Origin of the sequence: Pseudomonas sp. R3-18-08 (genome assembly GCF_003852065.1) — a bacterium.
GTDB lineage: Bacteria > Pseudomonadota > Gammaproteobacteria > Pseudomonadales > Pseudomonadaceae > Aquipseudomonas.
This window is the reverse complement of record NZ_CP027729.1, coordinates 4,774,375-4,789,026: the sequence shown is the minus strand read 5'-3', so window position 1 is coordinate 4,789,026 and position 14,652 is coordinate 4,774,375. Positions and strand designations below refer to the sequence as shown.

Sequence of the window (14,652 nt, the reverse complement as noted above, 5' to 3'; positions counted from 1 at the left end):
TCAGGCATGTACATGGGGATGCACCAGACGATGCTGGTGCAGGATGAATTGGCGCAGGCGCTCGATTTCACCTGCGTCACTCTGATTCAGGCGGTAGGCAAACAGGCCCCGGGCGGTTTCCCGCTCCAGCGTGCCACGCAGCGCAATGCGTTCGTAACCGGACGGGCTGAACCACAAAGAAAAGGTTTTCGGCGGTCTGGCTCGGCCACGCCCTTCCACCAGCACACCCTTGAATGACACTTCGTGCACCCACAGCGCACTGGCGTAGCCCTTGATGTTCTCCAGGGCCACCGGTGTTTCAAGGGCCAGGCGCCACGGGCGGATCATCGGCCCGTCTTCAAAAATACTCGGCACGCCCAGGCGCAGATGCACCGCATGAAACTCATCTTCCACCAGGTGCAGGGGAAAGGTCAGTTGCTGGTTATCGAACTGCGCCTGGATGGTGACCTGGTCGTGAGCGGCCAACCGCGTGAGCAAATCGCGAATCTGCGCACCGCCATTCACCGTCAGGCTCGACCATGCATCCCGCAGGTTGAGCTGCGGGTTGTGCTGCATGTCCTGGATAAACGCCAGTTCGTCCTGGGTCAAAAGAGCATCGCGGTGCATGGATATAGCTCAAAGTTGGGCATTAAAAGGCCATTATCGCTCTAAAGACCGCCATTTTTACAGCTTGTTAATTCCACTCGTCACCTTGAGCGCCGCCAGCTCAGTTTTAAGCTCGGCTACCTGGGCTTCCAGCTGGGCGACGCGTTGCTGCGCTTTTACCTGGACGGTGACGTCTTTTTGCACGCCGACGAAATACGTCTGCTGGTCGGCCGCGTTGTACACCGTTGACAGTGATAACTCGTTCCAGAAATGTGTGCCGTCCTTGCGGTAGTTGCGCAGGATTTCCCGGCACGCGCCACCGCTGTCGAGCGCCTCGCGGATCGCCATCAGGCCTGGCTGGTCACGGTCGCCCGCCTGCAGAAAACGGCAATCCTGATAAAGGATGTCGTCCAGAGTGTAGCCGGTCAGGCGTTCGAAGGCCGGGTTGACGTAGATCAGTGGCTTGTCTTCGCCTTCTCGTTCGGCGACGACAATCCCGTCGTTGGAGGCGTTGATGACCATTTGCATCAGCTTGGCGTTGATCATTGAGCGGTCCATGGCTTGTTGTTGAGGTCTGAAGTTTATGACACGTCTTGAATGTTGCACGGCGCGCGCTGAGAAAACTGCGTCAGCTGCTAATATCCTACGCTTTCGCTCAATTACAGGATCAGATTGATGAAAGTCGCCATCCTTTCCGGCTCGGTTTACGGCACAGCTGAAGAAGTCGCTCGCCACGCCGAAAAAATCCTCAAAGCAGCGGGTTTTGAAGCCTGGCACAACCCGCGTGCCACGCTGGCCGACGTGCAGGCCTTCGCGCCCGAGGCGTTCCTGGCGGTCACATCGACCACCGGCATGGGCGAGCTGCCCGACAATCTGCAACCGCTGTACTCAAGCATTCGCGACCAGTTGCCCGCCGCCTGGCGCGGCCTGCCCGGTGCGGTCATTGGCCTGGGCGACGCCAGCTACGGCGATACCTTCTGCGGCGGCGGCGAGCAAATGCGCGAAGTATTCAGTGAGTTGGGCCTGCGCGAAGTGCTGCCGATGCTGCGCCTGGACGCCAGCGAAAGCGTGACCCCGGAGACCGACGCCGAGCCGTGGCTGGCCGAGTTGATTACTGCACTGCAGCGCTGACCGACCCCCTGAGGCGCTGTCCGCGTGTTTTTATTGACGGCGCTTCTCTGACACCGTTTGTACTATTCTCCAGGCTGACTCGCTCAGTCATCAAGCTGGCTGCGAAGGCAACTCCGCAAGCCAGGACGTCTGACTAGACTGGCTCATCACTTAAAAAATAATAATAAATGCGCCAAGGAGGTCATTATTGTGAGCCTAGCCCCCGTTCTATCGTCACAGAATGTCAAAGATCAGGTCAGCGCGGCCGAATGGCAAGCCCGTGTCGACCTGGCGGCCTGCTATCGCCTGGTGGCGATGCACGGTTGGGATGATCTGATCTTCACGCACATTTCCGCCAAGGTGCCGGGCACCGATGATTTCCTGATCAACCCCTATGGGCTGATGTTCCACGAAATCACCGCCTCAAGCCTGGTCAAGGTGGACCAGGCCGGCAACAAGCGCATGGACAGCCCCTACGAGATCAACCCCGCCGGCTACACCATCCACAGCGCCATCCACGAAGTGCGCCACGACGTGACCTGTGTGCTGCACACCCATACTGCCGCCGGGGTCGCCGTATCTGCGCAAAAGCAGGGCGTGTTGCCGATCAGCCAGCAGTCGCTGTTTGTGCTGTCGAGCCTGGCCTATCACGCCTATGAAGGCGTCGCACTGAATCACGATGAAAAGGCGCGCTTGCAGGCGGACCTGGGCGAACACAACTTCCTGATGCTGCACAACCATGGCCTGCTGACGTGCGGCGCGACCATCGCCGACACCTTTTTGATGATGTTCACGTTCCAGCGCGCCTGTGACATCCAGGTACTGGCGCAGAACGGCGCTGCCGAGTTGATTGCCATCGAGCCGCAGATTCTGGCCGGTGCCAAGGCGATGGTGGCGGCTGTCACAAAAAGCGCCCAAGGTATGGGCGGTGCGCTGGCCTGGCCGGCGCTGCTGCGCACATTGGATAACCAGGACCCCGGGTATAAAAGCTGATGCCACTTGCCGAAATACCGCTCAGCGCCTGGCGCAAACGCGGCCAGGATTTCGTCTTTCGCGGCCGCTCCATTCGTTATTGGGTGGCCGGGCAGGGCGAGCCGCTGCTGCTGATCCATGGCTTTCCCACGGCCAGTTGGGACTGGCATTACCTGTGGCAGCCCCTGGCCCAGCGCAATCTGGTGATCGCCTGCGACATGCTCGGTTTCGGCGAATCGGCCAAACCGCTGGATCACGAGTACTGCCTGCTGGAGCAAGCCGACCTGCAACAGGCGTTGCTTGAACACCTGGGGGTGGCAGAGCCGGTGCACATATTGGCCCATGACTATGGCGACAGCGTTGCCCAGGAACTCCTGGCCCGGCATTACGAAGGGCGGTTCCAGATGGCCAGTTGTGCGTTTCTCAACGGTGGGCTGTTCCCCGAAACCCACCGCGCAACCTTGGTGCAGAAGTTATTGCTCAGCCCCTTGGGCTGGATGATCGGCCGAGCCTCTGGACGCAGTAGCCTGGCCAACAGTTTTAACCAGATTTTTGGTCCCCGGACGCTACCTAGCGAAAGCGCCCTGGATGATTTCTGGAGTTTGATTGAACACAACGACGGCCCGCGCATCCTGCACAAGCTGATCAACTACATTCCCCAGCGTCGTCGCCTGCGTGACCGCTGGGTGGCGGCAATGCAGCGCGGCGACGTGCCGTTGCGGGTCATCGACGGTGAGGTCGACCCCATTTCCGGCGCGCATATGGTGGAGCGCTATCAACAGCTGGTGCCGAATGCCGATGCGATCTTGCTGGCCGATATCGGCCATTACCCACAGATCGAGGCGCCGGTCCAGGTGCTCAGGCATTATCAGGCGTTTCGCGAGCGTATTGGCCAGCGGTCAGCACGCGCAGCCTATTCCTGAGCCTTTGGCCCACGGAAGGCATCATCCCGCTGCCTTATCGAGCACCATTCAGCGTCGGCCGTATTTATTGTGACCCAAGGCCCGGTGCCGGACACTCTGCCCATTGCCATTGTCGCCCAAGGAGTTCGGTATGAGTCAGTCAGTGCAGTTGCAGGATAAGGTCGTAATCGTCACCGGCGCCGGCGGCGGTTTGGGCCGCGCCCATGCGCTGCTGTTCGCCCGGCACGGGGCCAAGGTGCTGGTCAATGATCTCGGTGGCTCGACCCAGGGCGAAGGCGCCAATGCCTCGGCGGCCGACCGCGTGGTGGCCGAAATCCGCGCAGCGGGTGGCATTGCGCACGCCAACCATGACTCCGTCACCGATGGCGATAAAATCGTACAGAACGCACTGGATGCCTTCGGCCGCATCGACGTGGTGGTGAACAACGCCGGTATCCTGCGCGACAAGACCTTCCACAAGATGGACGACAGCGACTGGGACCTGGTTTACCGGGTGCATGTCGAAGGCGCCTACAAAGTCACCCGCGCCGCCTGGCCGCATCTGCGCGAGCAGGGCTATGGCCGGGTGATCTTCACCGCGTCCACCTCGGGCATCTACGGCAACTTTGGCCAGTCCAACTACGGCATGGCCAAGCTTGGCCTGTATGGCTTGACCCGAACCCTGGCGCTGGAAGGGCGCAAGAACAACATCCTGGTCAACGCGATTGCGCCCACCGGCGCCACACGCATGACCGAAGGGCTGATCCCGCCGCAGGTGTTCGAGCGTCTCAAGCCGGAACTGGTCAGCCCGTTGGTGGTGTACCTGGGCAGCGAAGCCTGCCAGGAAACCTCAGGTTTGTTCGAAGTGGGCGGCGGCTGGATCGGCAAAACCCGCTGGGAGCGCAGCCTGGGCGTAGGCTTTGACCCCGAAGCGGGCTTTTCGCCGGATGACGTGGCGGCGCACTGGCAGCAGATCTGCGACTTCGAAGGGGCGGCGCACCCCAAAGACACGATCGAGGCATTGAAGGAGATGATGGCCAACCTGCAGAAGTTCAGCCTCTGATCGTTGCCGTAAAAATACTGAATCCCACGGGGCGTCAATGGCGCCCCGTTTTTATTCCAGGCATAAAAAAGGCCGCTGCACAGGCAGCGGCCGAAGTAAGACGTTGGATCAAGGAGCGATAAATCAACGTCAGTGAACACTGGTAACAGATTGAATGTCTTGGCAATCCGTTGAATTCAAGCTTTTCTCCAGAGCCTCGGAGCGGGCTGTTTGCCCTGAAAGCGAAATAAGCATAGTCGGTTGTAACAGAATGAGTAATAGCGGTTCAGGACAAGGACTGTTACCAAAACGACAATAATTGGGCGCATGCCATCGATGCTTCTGATAGGCCACCATCCATCCAATCCATGACGCGCGCCGCACCCATGGCCCGCGCGGCCCGTCATCCTTTCGAGCGACAACACGAATACCTCCTTGGTGCGCTTATCGCTCCTCCTGGGCGGCAGTAGGGTGGGGCCTTCTGTCACTCACCGGGGAAGACGCATGACAAAAACAACAATGCGCGCCATCTTCACGCCACAGGCGCTGGCCGCTGCGGTTGCTCTGGGTTGCTGTGCCCAGGCCCACGCTGTTTCGTTCAACATCGGCGAGATCGAAGGGCAATTCGATTCCTCGCTATCGGTCGGTGCGAGTTGGGGCACGCGGGACGCCGACAAAAGCCTGGTCGGCACTGTCAACGGCGGCACGGGCCAGGCGTCTACCGGGGATGACGGGCGCTTGAACTTCAAGAAGGGCGAGACCTTCTCGAAAATCTTCAAGGGCCTGCATGATCTTGAACTGAAATACGGCGACACCGGTGTGTTCGTGCGCGGCAAGTACTGGTACGACTTCGAGCTCAAGGACGAAGACCGCGAGTTCAAGCAGATCAGCGACCACAACCGCAAGGAAGGCGCCAAATCCAGCGGTGCGCAGATTCTCGATGCCTTCGTCTACCACAACTATTCCCTGGGCGACCTGCCCGGCACCGTGCGCGCCGGTAAGCAAGTGGTCAGTTGGGGTGAAAGTACCTTCATCGGTAACTCCATCAACAGCATCAACCCGATCGACGTGTCGGCGTTCCGTCGTCCGGGGGCCGAGATCAAGGAAGGGTTGATCCCGGTGAACATGCTGTTCGCCTCCCAGAGCCTGACCAATCAGCTCACCGTAGAAGGTTTCTACCAACTGGAATGGGACCAGACCGTACTGGACAACTGCGGCACCTTCTTCGGCGGTGACGTAGCGGCGGATGGCTGCACCGGTAACTACACGGTGGGCAGCCCGGGGATTGCACCGCTGCAACCGATTGCAGCGGCACGCGGCCAAGGCTTTGTGGTCACCCGCGAGGGTGTGGTGGTGCAGCGCGCGGCGGACCGTGATGCGCGTGACTCCGGCCAGTTCGGCGCCGCGTTGCGCTGGCTGGGTGACGACACCGAATACGGTCTGTACTTCATGAACTACCACAGCCGCACCCCGACCGTGGGCACGATTACCGCCAATACCAACCTGGCGACCATCGGCGCCATCGGTGCCGCCGCCCCGCCGGGCTTGGGTGGGGCCCTGGCCCAGAGCACCATGCTCGGGCGTGGCCAGTACTACCTGGATTATCCGGAAGATATCCGTCTGTTCGGCGCCAGCTTCTCCACCACCTTGCCCACCGGCACGGCGTGGACCGGCGAAATCAGCTATCGGCCCAATGCGCCCGTGCAACTCAACACCACCGACCTGACCCTGGCGCTGGTCAACCCGATTGCCGGCAACACCGCATCGCCGATCCGCAGTTCGTTTGGCGCCGACAACAAAGGCTACCGCCGCAAGGAAATCACCCAGATCCAGAGCACCATGACCCAGTTCTTCGACCAAGTGCTGGGCGCCGAGCGCCTGACCCTGGTGGGCGAAGCGGCCGTGGTGCACGTCGCCGGCCTGGAAGACAAAACCCGACTGCGCTACGGCCGTGACTCGGTGTACGGCGCCTATGGTTTCCAGGGTGACACCGACGGGTTCGTCACCTCCACCTCCTGGGGCTACCGCGCGCGGGCGATCCTTGACTACAACAACGCGATTGCCGGGGTGAACCTCAAGCCCAACCTGTCCTGGTCCCATGACGTGGCCGGCTACGGCCCCAACGGTTTGTTCAACAAAGGCGCCAAGGCGATCAGCGTCGGTGTGGATGCGGATTACCGCAGCACCTACACCGCCAGCCTCAGCTACACCGACTTCTTTGGCGGCGACTACAACACCCTGACCGACCGCGACTTCCTCGCCCTCAGCTTCGGCGTGAACTTCTGACTTGGTTTAAAGAAGGACAAGAACTATGCGTAAGACAATTGCAGCGTTGGCCCTGAGTCTGCTGGCCGCCCACGTGATGGCCGCGGTATCGCCGGAAGAAGCCGCCAAGCTCGGCACCAGCCTGACCCCGGTGGGCGCCGAAAAAGCCGGCAACGCCGATGGCTCGATCCCGGCCTGGACCGGCGGTATTCCGAAAAACGCCGGCGCGGTGGACAGCAAGGGCTTTCTCGCCGACCCGTTCGCCAGTGAAAAACCGCTGTTCGTGATCACCGCCGCCACCGTCGACAAGTACAAAGACAAACTCTCCGACGGCCAGGTGGCGATGTTCAAGCGCTACCCCGAGACCTACAAGATCCCGGTGTACCCGAGCCACCGTACGGTCAACCTGCCGGCGGATATCTACGAGTCGATCAAGCGCAGCGCGCTTAACGTCAAGGCGATCAACGACGGCAACGGCCTGGAGAACTTCACCGGTAACCGTTACTACGCGTTCCCGATTCCCAAAAACGGCGTGGAGGTGTTGTGGAATCACATCACCCGTTACCACGGCGGCAACCTGCGCCGCATCATCACCCAGGCCACGCCACAGACCAACGGCAGCTACACGCCGATCCGCTTCGAAGAGGAAGTGGCGGTGCCGCAGGCCATCCCCGATATCGACCAGGCCAAGGCGGCCAACGTGCTGAGCTATTTCAAGCAATCGGTCACGGCGCCGGCGCGGCTGGCCGGCAACGTGCTGCTGGTACACGAAACCCTCGACCAGGTGAAGGAGCCACGCCTGGCCTGGATCTACAACGCCGGCCAGCGCCGTGTGCGGCGGGCGCCGCAGGTCTCGTATGACGGGCCGGGCACCGCCTCCGACGGCCTGCGCACCACCGACAACTTCGACATGTTCTCCGGCGCGCCCGACCGCTATGACTGGAAACTGGTGGGCAAGAAGGAACTGTACATCCCTTACAACAGCTACAAACTCGATTCGCCGACCCTCAAATACGACGACATCATCAAGGCCGGGCATATCAACCAGGACCTGACCCGCTATGAACTGCATCGCGTCTGGGAAGTGGTCGGCACCGTCAAGCCGAGCGAACGCCACATCTACGCCAAGCGCCACATGTACATTGACGAAGACAGCTGGCAGGTCGCCCTGGTGGACCACTACGACGGTCGCGGCCAACTGTGGCGCGTCGCCGAAGGCCACGCGCAGTTCTATTACGACCACCAGGTACCGGCCTACACCGTGGAAACCCTGTACGACCTGATCGCCGGGCGTTACCTCGCGCTGGGCATGAAGAACGAAGAGAAAAGCAGCTTCGTCTTCGGCTTCGCGGCCAAGGCAGCGGATTACACCCCGGCAGCGCTCAGGTCCGAAGGCGTGCGCTGATTTCGGATGTGAAATGCAATCAACCTGTGGGAGGGGGCTTGCTCCCGATGAGGGGGTGTCAGTCAATGGATGGTTGACTGATACACCGCCATCGGGAGCAAGCCCCCTCCCACATTGGGTTTCGTGCATGTCTTTCAATCATTGTGCTGAATACTTCTTCAACAACCGCCCACCACAGGACTAGGGTTGCATCACAATAAAAAAGCAGGATGCAGCAATGACCGCCATGACACGCTGCCTGGACCGTCCTGGATTCATGCCCCGGCTGTCCGCTCACCATCTGCTGCGCCCGCGCCTGGCCGCGCCTTTGCTCGCGGCACCGGCGCGGGTCAAGTTGTTGTGCGCGCCGGGCGGCAGCGGCAAGAGCGCGCTGCTTGCCGAGTGCGCGTTGCAGGCGCCGCCCGGGTGCCAGGTTCACTGGTTGGCGCTCAATGGTGTGGTGGCATGCCCTGTGGATTTTTCCCGGCGCCTGGCCCACAGCCTTGGGCTGGCTTACACCGATGAAGCGACGTTATTGCTGGACCTGGGGCGCTGGCAACACACGGCGTGGCTGTTCCTCGACGATTTTTGCCGGTTGCCCGCGCCTGCACTGGACGCCTTGCTGGACCGGTTGCTCACCGCCAGCAGCCCGACGCTGACCTGGTGGCTGGGCGCGCGGCGGCGGCCGGCGTGCAATTGGCCGCGCCTGTTGCTCGATGACGAATTGTTGGAGTGCGGCAGTACCGAACTTTCGTTCAGCGCGACGGAAATCCAGGCGTTGCTCGGCCCAGGGCAGAGCGTCGACCACATCATGCAATTCAGCGCCGGATGGTGCGCCGGGGTGCGCATTGCGCTGCTCGGTGATGGCCATCCCGATAAAACCCTGCTCGATTATCTGCAACACGAAGTGTTCAGCAGCTTGCCGGCGGAATTGGCCGAAGCCTGGCGGGTGCTGGCCAACCTGCCGCGCTTCAATACCGGCCTATGTGAACACCTGTTCGGCTCGGGTGACGGCGCTCAGTACCTGCGCGAGCTGCAAGCGCTCGGTGCGTTTATCCAACCCTGGGAAGGCACCACCGATTGGCTGCACATTTTTCCTCCCCTGGCGCGTTTGCTGCGCGAAGAACCCTGGCCGGCCAAGCGCGCCTGGCACCGGCGCGCGTGCCAGTGGTTCAGCGCCGAGCAGGACTGGCAGGCAGCCTTCGAGCAGGCGCTGCTGGCGCAGGAATATGAGGGCGCGGTGAGCCTGTTGCAGCACTTCAGTTTCGAAGACTTGTTCCGCGGGCAAAATGCTCTGCTGCTGTTGCGCCTGCATGAGCAGCATGGCGATGAGCTGATGCTCGGCTCGGCGCCGCTGGTGGGTCTGGTCACGGCGGCATTGCTGTTTGCCGGGCGGTTCGAGCAGGCGGCGGTGTGCATCGACCAGTTGGCTCGATTCGCGCCGCGACCGACGGCGGCGGCGCAGCGTCATCTGGTGGCGCGCTGGCAGGCGCAAGTCGGCTGGTTACTGCACCTGAGCGGCGATGCCGAGGGTTCCCGCGAGCATTTCCTCGAGGCCCTGCAAGCCTTGCCCGAGAGTGCCTGGACGTCACGCTTGATGTGCCTGTCGGGCCTGACCCAGCAAGCCATGCTGCGCGGTGAGCTGGACGTGGCCCAAGCGCTGAATCGCGAAGCGCTGTGCCTGGCCCGCGCCCACGGCTCGCTGGTGCTGGAGGCCTTGCTTGAGTTGGATCACGCCCAATTGCTGGAACAACGCGGCGCGCCGTACCGGGCGCAGAGCCTGTTGGAAAGCGTGCAGGCGATGCTGGTCGAGCAACGCTTGCAGGCTGGGCCGCTGATGGGGCGTATCGCCCTGCGACGTGGGCATCTCGCCTTGCGCCAAGGGCAGGACGCTTTGGCGCATGAGTGTTTCGAGGCCGGTTTGAACATCTGCCTGCACAGCCAGGACAAGCGGGTGCTCTACGGGTTTCTCGGGCTGGCGCTGCTGGCGGCGAATCGCGGTGATTACGCCCAGGCGTTTATCCAGTTGCGCGATGCCGAGCGGCTGATGCAGCAGCGTCACGTCCCCGACCTGGTGTACCGCGCGGTCCTGTTGTTGGTCAGCGCGCATTTCTGGTTGCAGCAAGGGCGCGCGGAGTTGACGGTGCAAGCGATGCGCCGCGTGTTGCGTCACTTCCATGGGCCCTGCGCCAAGCAGGCGCCGCCGGCCACGCTGGAATTGATCCCGCGTCTTGAGTACCTGTTGGTGCTGGCCGAGGTCAGGCTGGGCTGCGCCGAACACCCGCTCGAGCGGCTTGGCGCCTTGCTCGACAGCACCCGCCAACGCGGCATGCTTTGCCTGGAAACCGAACTGCAGCTGGTGTTGGGGGAGGTGGCCTGGCGGCTGGGCGAGCCGGCGCGCGCGCGACTGGCCCTGCAAGCCGGCCTGGAACTGGCGGCGCGTTGCCAGGTGCAGCAGGCGGTGCGCGAGTTGCGTTTGCGTGCGCCGGGGTTGCTCAGTGAGTTGGGGCTGGAACCGCAAGCCGCGCCGGTCGGCGCCACGCAAAATCCGCTGAGCCTGCGCGAACTGGAAGTGCTGCAGTTGATCGCGCTGGGCAACTCCAATCTGGAAATCGCCGAGCGCCTGTATATCTCCCTGCACACCGTCAAGACCCATGCACGGCGTATCCACAGCAAACTCGGGGTAGAGCGGCGCACCCAGGCAGTGGCCAAGGCCAAGACGCTGGGCTTGATGGGCTAAGTGCGAAAGGCCTGGCGATAGTTCCCAGGCGCCGCCCCCATGGCTTGGCGGAAGCGCTGGTTGAAATGACTGGCGCTGGAAAACCCGCACCGCCAGGCAATCTCACCCACGGCCAGGGCGCTGTTGCGCAACAGCCCCTGCGCACGCGCCAGCCGCCGCGCCAGCAGGTACTGGTGAGGCGGCAAGCCGAAGCTTTGTCGGAACATGCGCGCGAAATGGTATTCCGACAACGCGCACAGGCCGGCCAGTTGGCCGAGGCTGATGGCGTCCTGCAGGTGATGGTCGATGTACTCCACCAAGCGCCGTCGCTGGTGCGCGGCCAGCCCGCCTTTGACGCGCAGGCCTTCGCGGGCGCCGACCTGGCTGAGCAGGGTGTGACTGAGCATTTCATGGGCCAGGCTGCTGGTCAGCAGGCGCTCACCGGGCTCCTGCCAGTTGAGGGCAATCAACTGGTGAAAGCGTGCGGCCAGGCTGGCGTCCTCGAGGAAGGTGCTTTCGCGCAGTTGCAGTTCACGGGGTTCGCGGTCGAGCAGAGTGACGCAGCCGAGGGCGAATTGTTCGGGGCTGAAATAGACATGGGCGAGGCGGATCTCGCCATTGATCACCCAGGCCGATTGATGCTCGGCCGGCAGGATGCACAGTTTGTCGGGGCCGCCCTTGGTGCCCGGCTGGTCACGGCGAAAGGTGCCGGTACCGCCGCCGACGTAGCACGACAAGGTGTGATGGCTGGGCGCCTGGTAATCCTGGGCATCGTGGTGGTTGCTCCACAACGCCGCAGACAAACCGTCACCGAGCTCGGCGCAGGCTTCCAGGCGTGCGTTGGGCGAGCGGTTAAGGGCTTGAAAGACGTGCAGCGATTGCAGCTCTGGCATGGTGTGTTCTCCGACGTTTTGCATCCTACTCCGCCGTCATGGCGCTGTGATCCCCGCCCCCTGAAAAAGCGCAAGAATGTGCAAGAGCGTCGCACAGGGAAAACGCGACACTGTGGCTCACTCACCGGAGCCCGCTATGAACCTTTTCCTGTATGTACTCACTGTGCTGATCTGGGGCACGACCTGGATCGCGCTCAAATGGCAGTTGGGCGTGGTGGCGATTCCCGTGTCGATCGTTTACCGCTTCGGCTTGGCGGCCCTGGTGCTGTTCGTGCTGTTGCTGCTCAGCCGCCGGCTGCAGGTGATGAACCGCCGCGGGCACCTGATTTGCCTGGCTCAGGGCCTGTGCCTGTTCTGCGTCAACTTCATGTGTTTTCTGACCGCCAGCCAATGGATTCCCAGCGGCCTGGTGGCGGTGGTGTTTTCCACCGCGACCTTGTGGAACGCGCTGAATGCCCGGGTGTTTTTCGGCCAGCGGGTCGCGCGCAATGTATTGATGGGTGGCGGCCTTGGCTTGCTTGGCCTGGGCTGTTTGTTCTGGCCCGAATTGGCAGGGCACGCCACCAGCCCACAGACCTTGCTCGGCCTGGGCCTGGCCTTGCTGGGCACGCTGTGTTTTTCGGCGGGCAATATGCTCTCGAGCCTGCAACAGAAGGCCGGGCTGCGGCCCTTGACCACCAATGCCTGGGGCATGGCCTATGGTGCGGCGATGCTGGCGGCGTATTGCGCAGTACGCGGTATTCCGTTCGAGATGGACTGGAGCACGCGTTACATCGGCGCCTTGTGGTACCTGGTGATTCCAGGCTCGGTGATTGGTTTTACCGCCTACCTGACGCTGGTCGGCCGCATGGGGCCGGAGCGGGCGGCGTATTGCACTGTGTTGTTTCCGGTGGTGGCGCTGAACGTATCGGCCTTTGCCGAGGGTTATCAGTGGACAGCACCGGCTCTGGCGGGGTTGGTGCTGGTGATGTTGGGTAATGTGTTGGTGTTTCGCAAGCCGAAGGGTGTGAGCCCGGTCTTCAAAGTGAAGACAGTCTAAATGTGGGAGGGGGCTTGCTCCCGATAGCGGTATATCAGTTGCACATAAGGTGACTGATCTACTGCTATCGGGAGCAAGCCCCCTCCCACATTTGACTGAGTTGAGCTCGCTATTTTATGCCAAGGCGCTTGGCCATGCGGCCAAGGTTGGCGCGGTCCAGGCCCAGTTCGCGGGCGGCGCCGGCCCAGTTGTGTTGATGGCGTTCCAGGCAGGCGTTGATGATCTGGCGCTGGTAATGCTCGGTGGCTTGGCGCAGGTCGCCGGTGACGTCGCGGGCGACAGCGGCCGGTGCTTCGATGGCGGCTGCGCTGACATCGGGCAGGTCCAGGTCCGCCGCACTCAGGCTGAGAATCTTCGGACGTTCGCGGCAATGCCCCAGGGCTTTGAGCGCACTGCGTCCGATCAAATGTTCCAGCTCGCGCACATTGCCCGGCCAGTCGTAGGCCAGCAGCGCCGCCTGGGCATCACTGGTCAGGCGCAGGCTGCCCAGGCCCATGCGTGAGCGGTTGTGTTCCAGAAAAAAACCGGCCAGCAGCAACACATCGCGCCCGCGTTCACGCAACGCAGGCACTTGCAGCGGGTAGACGCTCAAGCGGTGGTAGAAGTCGGCGCGGTAGCGGCCATGGCGCACTTCTTCAGCCAGGTCGCGGTTGGTGGCGGCAATCAAGCGCACATCCACCTGATGCTCTTTGTCCGACCCCAGGCGCTGCAACTGGCCGCTTTGCAGCACCCGCAGCAGCTTGGCCTGCACGCTCAGCGACAGCTCGCCGACTTCATCCAGAAACAGCGTGCCGCCGTTGGCCAGTTCGAATTTGCCCCGGCGCTCATTCAGCGCGCCGGTGAAGGCGCCGCGCACATGGCCGAACAGCTCGCTTTCCACCAGGGTTTCGGGCAGCGCGGCGCAGTTGAGGCTGATCAGCGGTTTGTCCGCACGCGACGACGCGGCGTGGATCGCCTGGGCGACCAACTCCTTGCCGACCCCGGTTTCACCGGTTATCAGCACGGTCAGGTCACTGCCGCCCACCAGGTTGATTTCCTCGACCAGGCGCTTGTGCGCCTTGCTCTGGCCGATCATTTCCTTGTGCTGCTGGCCGCTGGCCTGGCGGTAGATCTCGGCGCGCTGGTGTTCGTCTTCGGCGCGCAATGCCAGGCGCTCAATGCGCTCGGCGACGTTGACCGTGGCGGCGGCGAGGCTGGCGAAGGCTTGCAGGGCGTCGAGTTCGACCCGTTCGAAGCGCTCGGTGTCGAGGGCGTCCAGGGTCAGCAGACCCCACGGCTGGTCGTCGATAAACAACGGGCAGCCCATGCAGTCGTGGACTTCCAGGTGCCCGTGCAGACCCTCCACCAGGCCGTCGTAGGGGTCGGGCAATTCGCTGTCGCTGTCAAAGCGGGTAGGGCCGGGGCTGCTCAGCAGCAGCGCAAAGCGTGGATGTTCGCTGATCTTGAAGCGCCGACCCAAGGTATCGGCGCTCAAGCCATCCACGGCCAGCGGCACCAGCCATTCGCCCTCCAGGCGCAGCAAGGCGGCGGCATCACATGGCAGCAGGGCGCGCATGGCATGCAGCAAGCGTCGATAGCGCTCGCCTTCGGGCAAGTCCCGTGACAGGTCGGCTACGAGGGGCAGCAGGGTGGTGAGCAGCGATTGTGCAGTCATAATGACTCCTTGTAGTCCTTATGACTATAAGCTGTAGGAAGTCATTCTGACTACGATGTATTTAAGTTACTGAAAAACATGGGTTTA

General features: G+C 62.3%; 12 protein-coding genes. 8 read left to right on the top strand and 4 right to left on the bottom strand.

The genetic code is table 11. The annotated features are described in order from the left end of the window. Together C4J92_RS21975 and C4J92_RS21970 are read right to left on the bottom strand one after the other, a co-directional pair. Entirely contained in the window at positions 1-606 is a 606-nt protein-coding gene (locus C4J92_RS21975; protein ID WP_124368309.1) for a hypothetical protein, read from the bottom strand. Positions 607-663: 57 nt separating this feature from the next. Beyond that, positions 664-1,131: a PAS domain-containing protein gene (locus tag C4J92_RS21970; protein ID WP_124405245.1), complete on the bottom strand. Its 468-nt coding sequence runs from the start codon at positions 1,129-1,131 to the stop codon at positions 664-666. A gap of 129 nt (positions 1,132-1,260) precedes the next feature. Here C4J92_RS21970 and C4J92_RS21965 point away from each other — a divergent pair, with 129 nt between their 5' ends. From C4J92_RS21965 to C4J92_RS21935, 7 genes are all read left to right on the top strand, one after another. Then, entirely contained in the window at positions 1,261-1,716 is a 456-nt protein-coding gene (locus tag C4J92_RS21965; protein ID WP_124371808.1) for a flavodoxin, read from the top strand. Positions 1,717-1,905: 189 nt separating this feature from the next. Then, positions 1,906-2,688: a class II aldolase/adducin family protein gene (locus C4J92_RS21960; RefSeq protein ID WP_124405244.1), complete on the top strand. Its 783-nt coding sequence runs from the start codon at positions 1,906-1,908 to the stop codon at positions 2,686-2,688. Then, positions 2,688-3,590: an alpha/beta fold hydrolase gene (locus C4J92_RS21955; protein ID WP_124405243.1), complete on the top strand. Its 903-nt coding sequence runs from the start codon at positions 2,688-2,690 to the stop codon at positions 3,588-3,590. Before C4J92_RS21960 ends, C4J92_RS21955 begins: the two co-directional genes overlap by 1 nt. 130 nt (positions 3,591-3,720) lie before the next feature. Further along, positions 3,721-4,632, top strand: a complete 912-nt coding sequence (locus C4J92_RS21950) for an SDR family oxidoreductase (RefSeq protein ID WP_124371805.1) — start codon at positions 3,721-3,723, stop codon at positions 4,630-4,632. Positions 4,633-5,115: 483 nt separating this feature from the next. Continuing rightward, a complete protein-coding gene (locus tag C4J92_RS21945) occupies positions 5,116-6,897 on the top strand; it encodes a DUF1302 domain-containing protein (protein ID WP_124405242.1) in 1,782 nt (593 codons plus the stop codon). 25 nt (positions 6,898-6,922) lie between these two features. Next, positions 6,923-8,281 carry a DUF1329 domain-containing protein gene (locus C4J92_RS21940; protein WP_124364348.1) on the top strand — a complete coding sequence of 453 codons (1,359 nt, stop codon included), beginning with the start codon at positions 6,923-6,925 and terminating at the stop codon, positions 8,279-8,281. 217 nt (positions 8,282-8,498) lie between these two features. After that, positions 8,499-11,000, top strand: a complete 2,502-nt coding sequence (locus tag C4J92_RS21935; RefSeq protein WP_124405241.1) for a LuxR C-terminal-related transcriptional regulator — start codon at positions 8,499-8,501, stop codon at positions 10,998-11,000. Here the strand turns inward: C4J92_RS21935 and C4J92_RS21930 are convergent. Then, positions 10,997-11,872, bottom strand: coding sequence for a helix-turn-helix domain-containing protein (locus tag C4J92_RS21930; RefSeq protein ID WP_124405849.1), 876 nt, complete (start codon positions 11,870-11,872; stop codon positions 10,997-10,999). The genes C4J92_RS21935 and C4J92_RS21930 overlap by 4 nt on opposite strands. Before the next feature lie 136 nt (positions 11,873-12,008). Here C4J92_RS21930 and C4J92_RS21925 point away from each other — a divergent pair, with 136 nt between their 5' ends. After that, entirely contained in the window at positions 12,009-12,911 is a 903-nt protein-coding gene (locus tag C4J92_RS21925; RefSeq protein WP_124405240.1) for a DMT family transporter, read from the top strand. Positions 12,912-13,020: 109 nt separating this feature from the next. Here the strand turns inward: C4J92_RS21925 and norR are convergent, their stop codons facing one another. Next, on the bottom strand, positions 13,021-14,565 hold the full coding sequence (gene norR / locus C4J92_RS21920) for a nitric oxide reductase transcriptional regulator NorR (RefSeq protein ID WP_124405239.1): 1,545 nt from the start codon (positions 14,563-14,565) through the stop codon (positions 13,021-13,023). Between the last annotated feature and the right edge of the window lie 87 nt (positions 14,566-14,652).

Coding starts and splice junctions, on each gene's coding strand:
- C4J92_RS21925 (WP_124405240.1), top strand. CDS start 12,009: ATGAACCTTTTCCTGTATGTACTCACTGTGCTGATCTGGGGCACGACC.
- C4J92_RS21950 (WP_124371805.1), top strand. CDS start 3,721: ATGAGTCAGTCAGTGCAGTTGCAGGATAAGGTCGTAATCGTCACCGGC.
- C4J92_RS21955 (WP_124405243.1), top strand. CDS start 2,688: ATGCCACTTGCCGAAATACCGCTCAGCGCCTGGCGCAAACGCGGCCAG.
- C4J92_RS21970 (WP_124405245.1), bottom strand. CDS start 1,131: ATGATCAACGCCAAGCTGATGCAAATGGTCATCAACGCCTCCAACGAC.
- C4J92_RS21945 (WP_124405242.1), top strand. CDS start 5,116: ATGACAAAAACAACAATGCGCGCCATCTTCACGCCACAGGCGCTGGCC.
- C4J92_RS21975 (WP_124368309.1), bottom strand. CDS start 606: ATGCACCGCGATGCTCTTTTGACCCAGGACGAACTGGCGTTTATCCAG.
- C4J92_RS21940 (WP_124364348.1), top strand. CDS start 6,923: ATGCGTAAGACAATTGCAGCGTTGGCCCTGAGTCTGCTGGCCGCCCAC.
- norR (WP_124405239.1), bottom strand. CDS start 14,565: ATGACTGCACAATCGCTGCTCACCACCCTGCTGCCCCTCGTAGCCGAC.
- C4J92_RS21965 (WP_124371808.1), top strand. CDS start 1,261: ATGAAAGTCGCCATCCTTTCCGGCTCGGTTTACGGCACAGCTGAAGAA.
- C4J92_RS21935 (WP_124405241.1), top strand. CDS start 8,499: ATGACCGCCATGACACGCTGCCTGGACCGTCCTGGATTCATGCCCCGG.
- C4J92_RS21930 (WP_124405849.1), bottom strand. CDS start 11,872: ATGCCAGAGCTGCAATCGCTGCACGTCTTTCAAGCCCTTAACCGCTCG.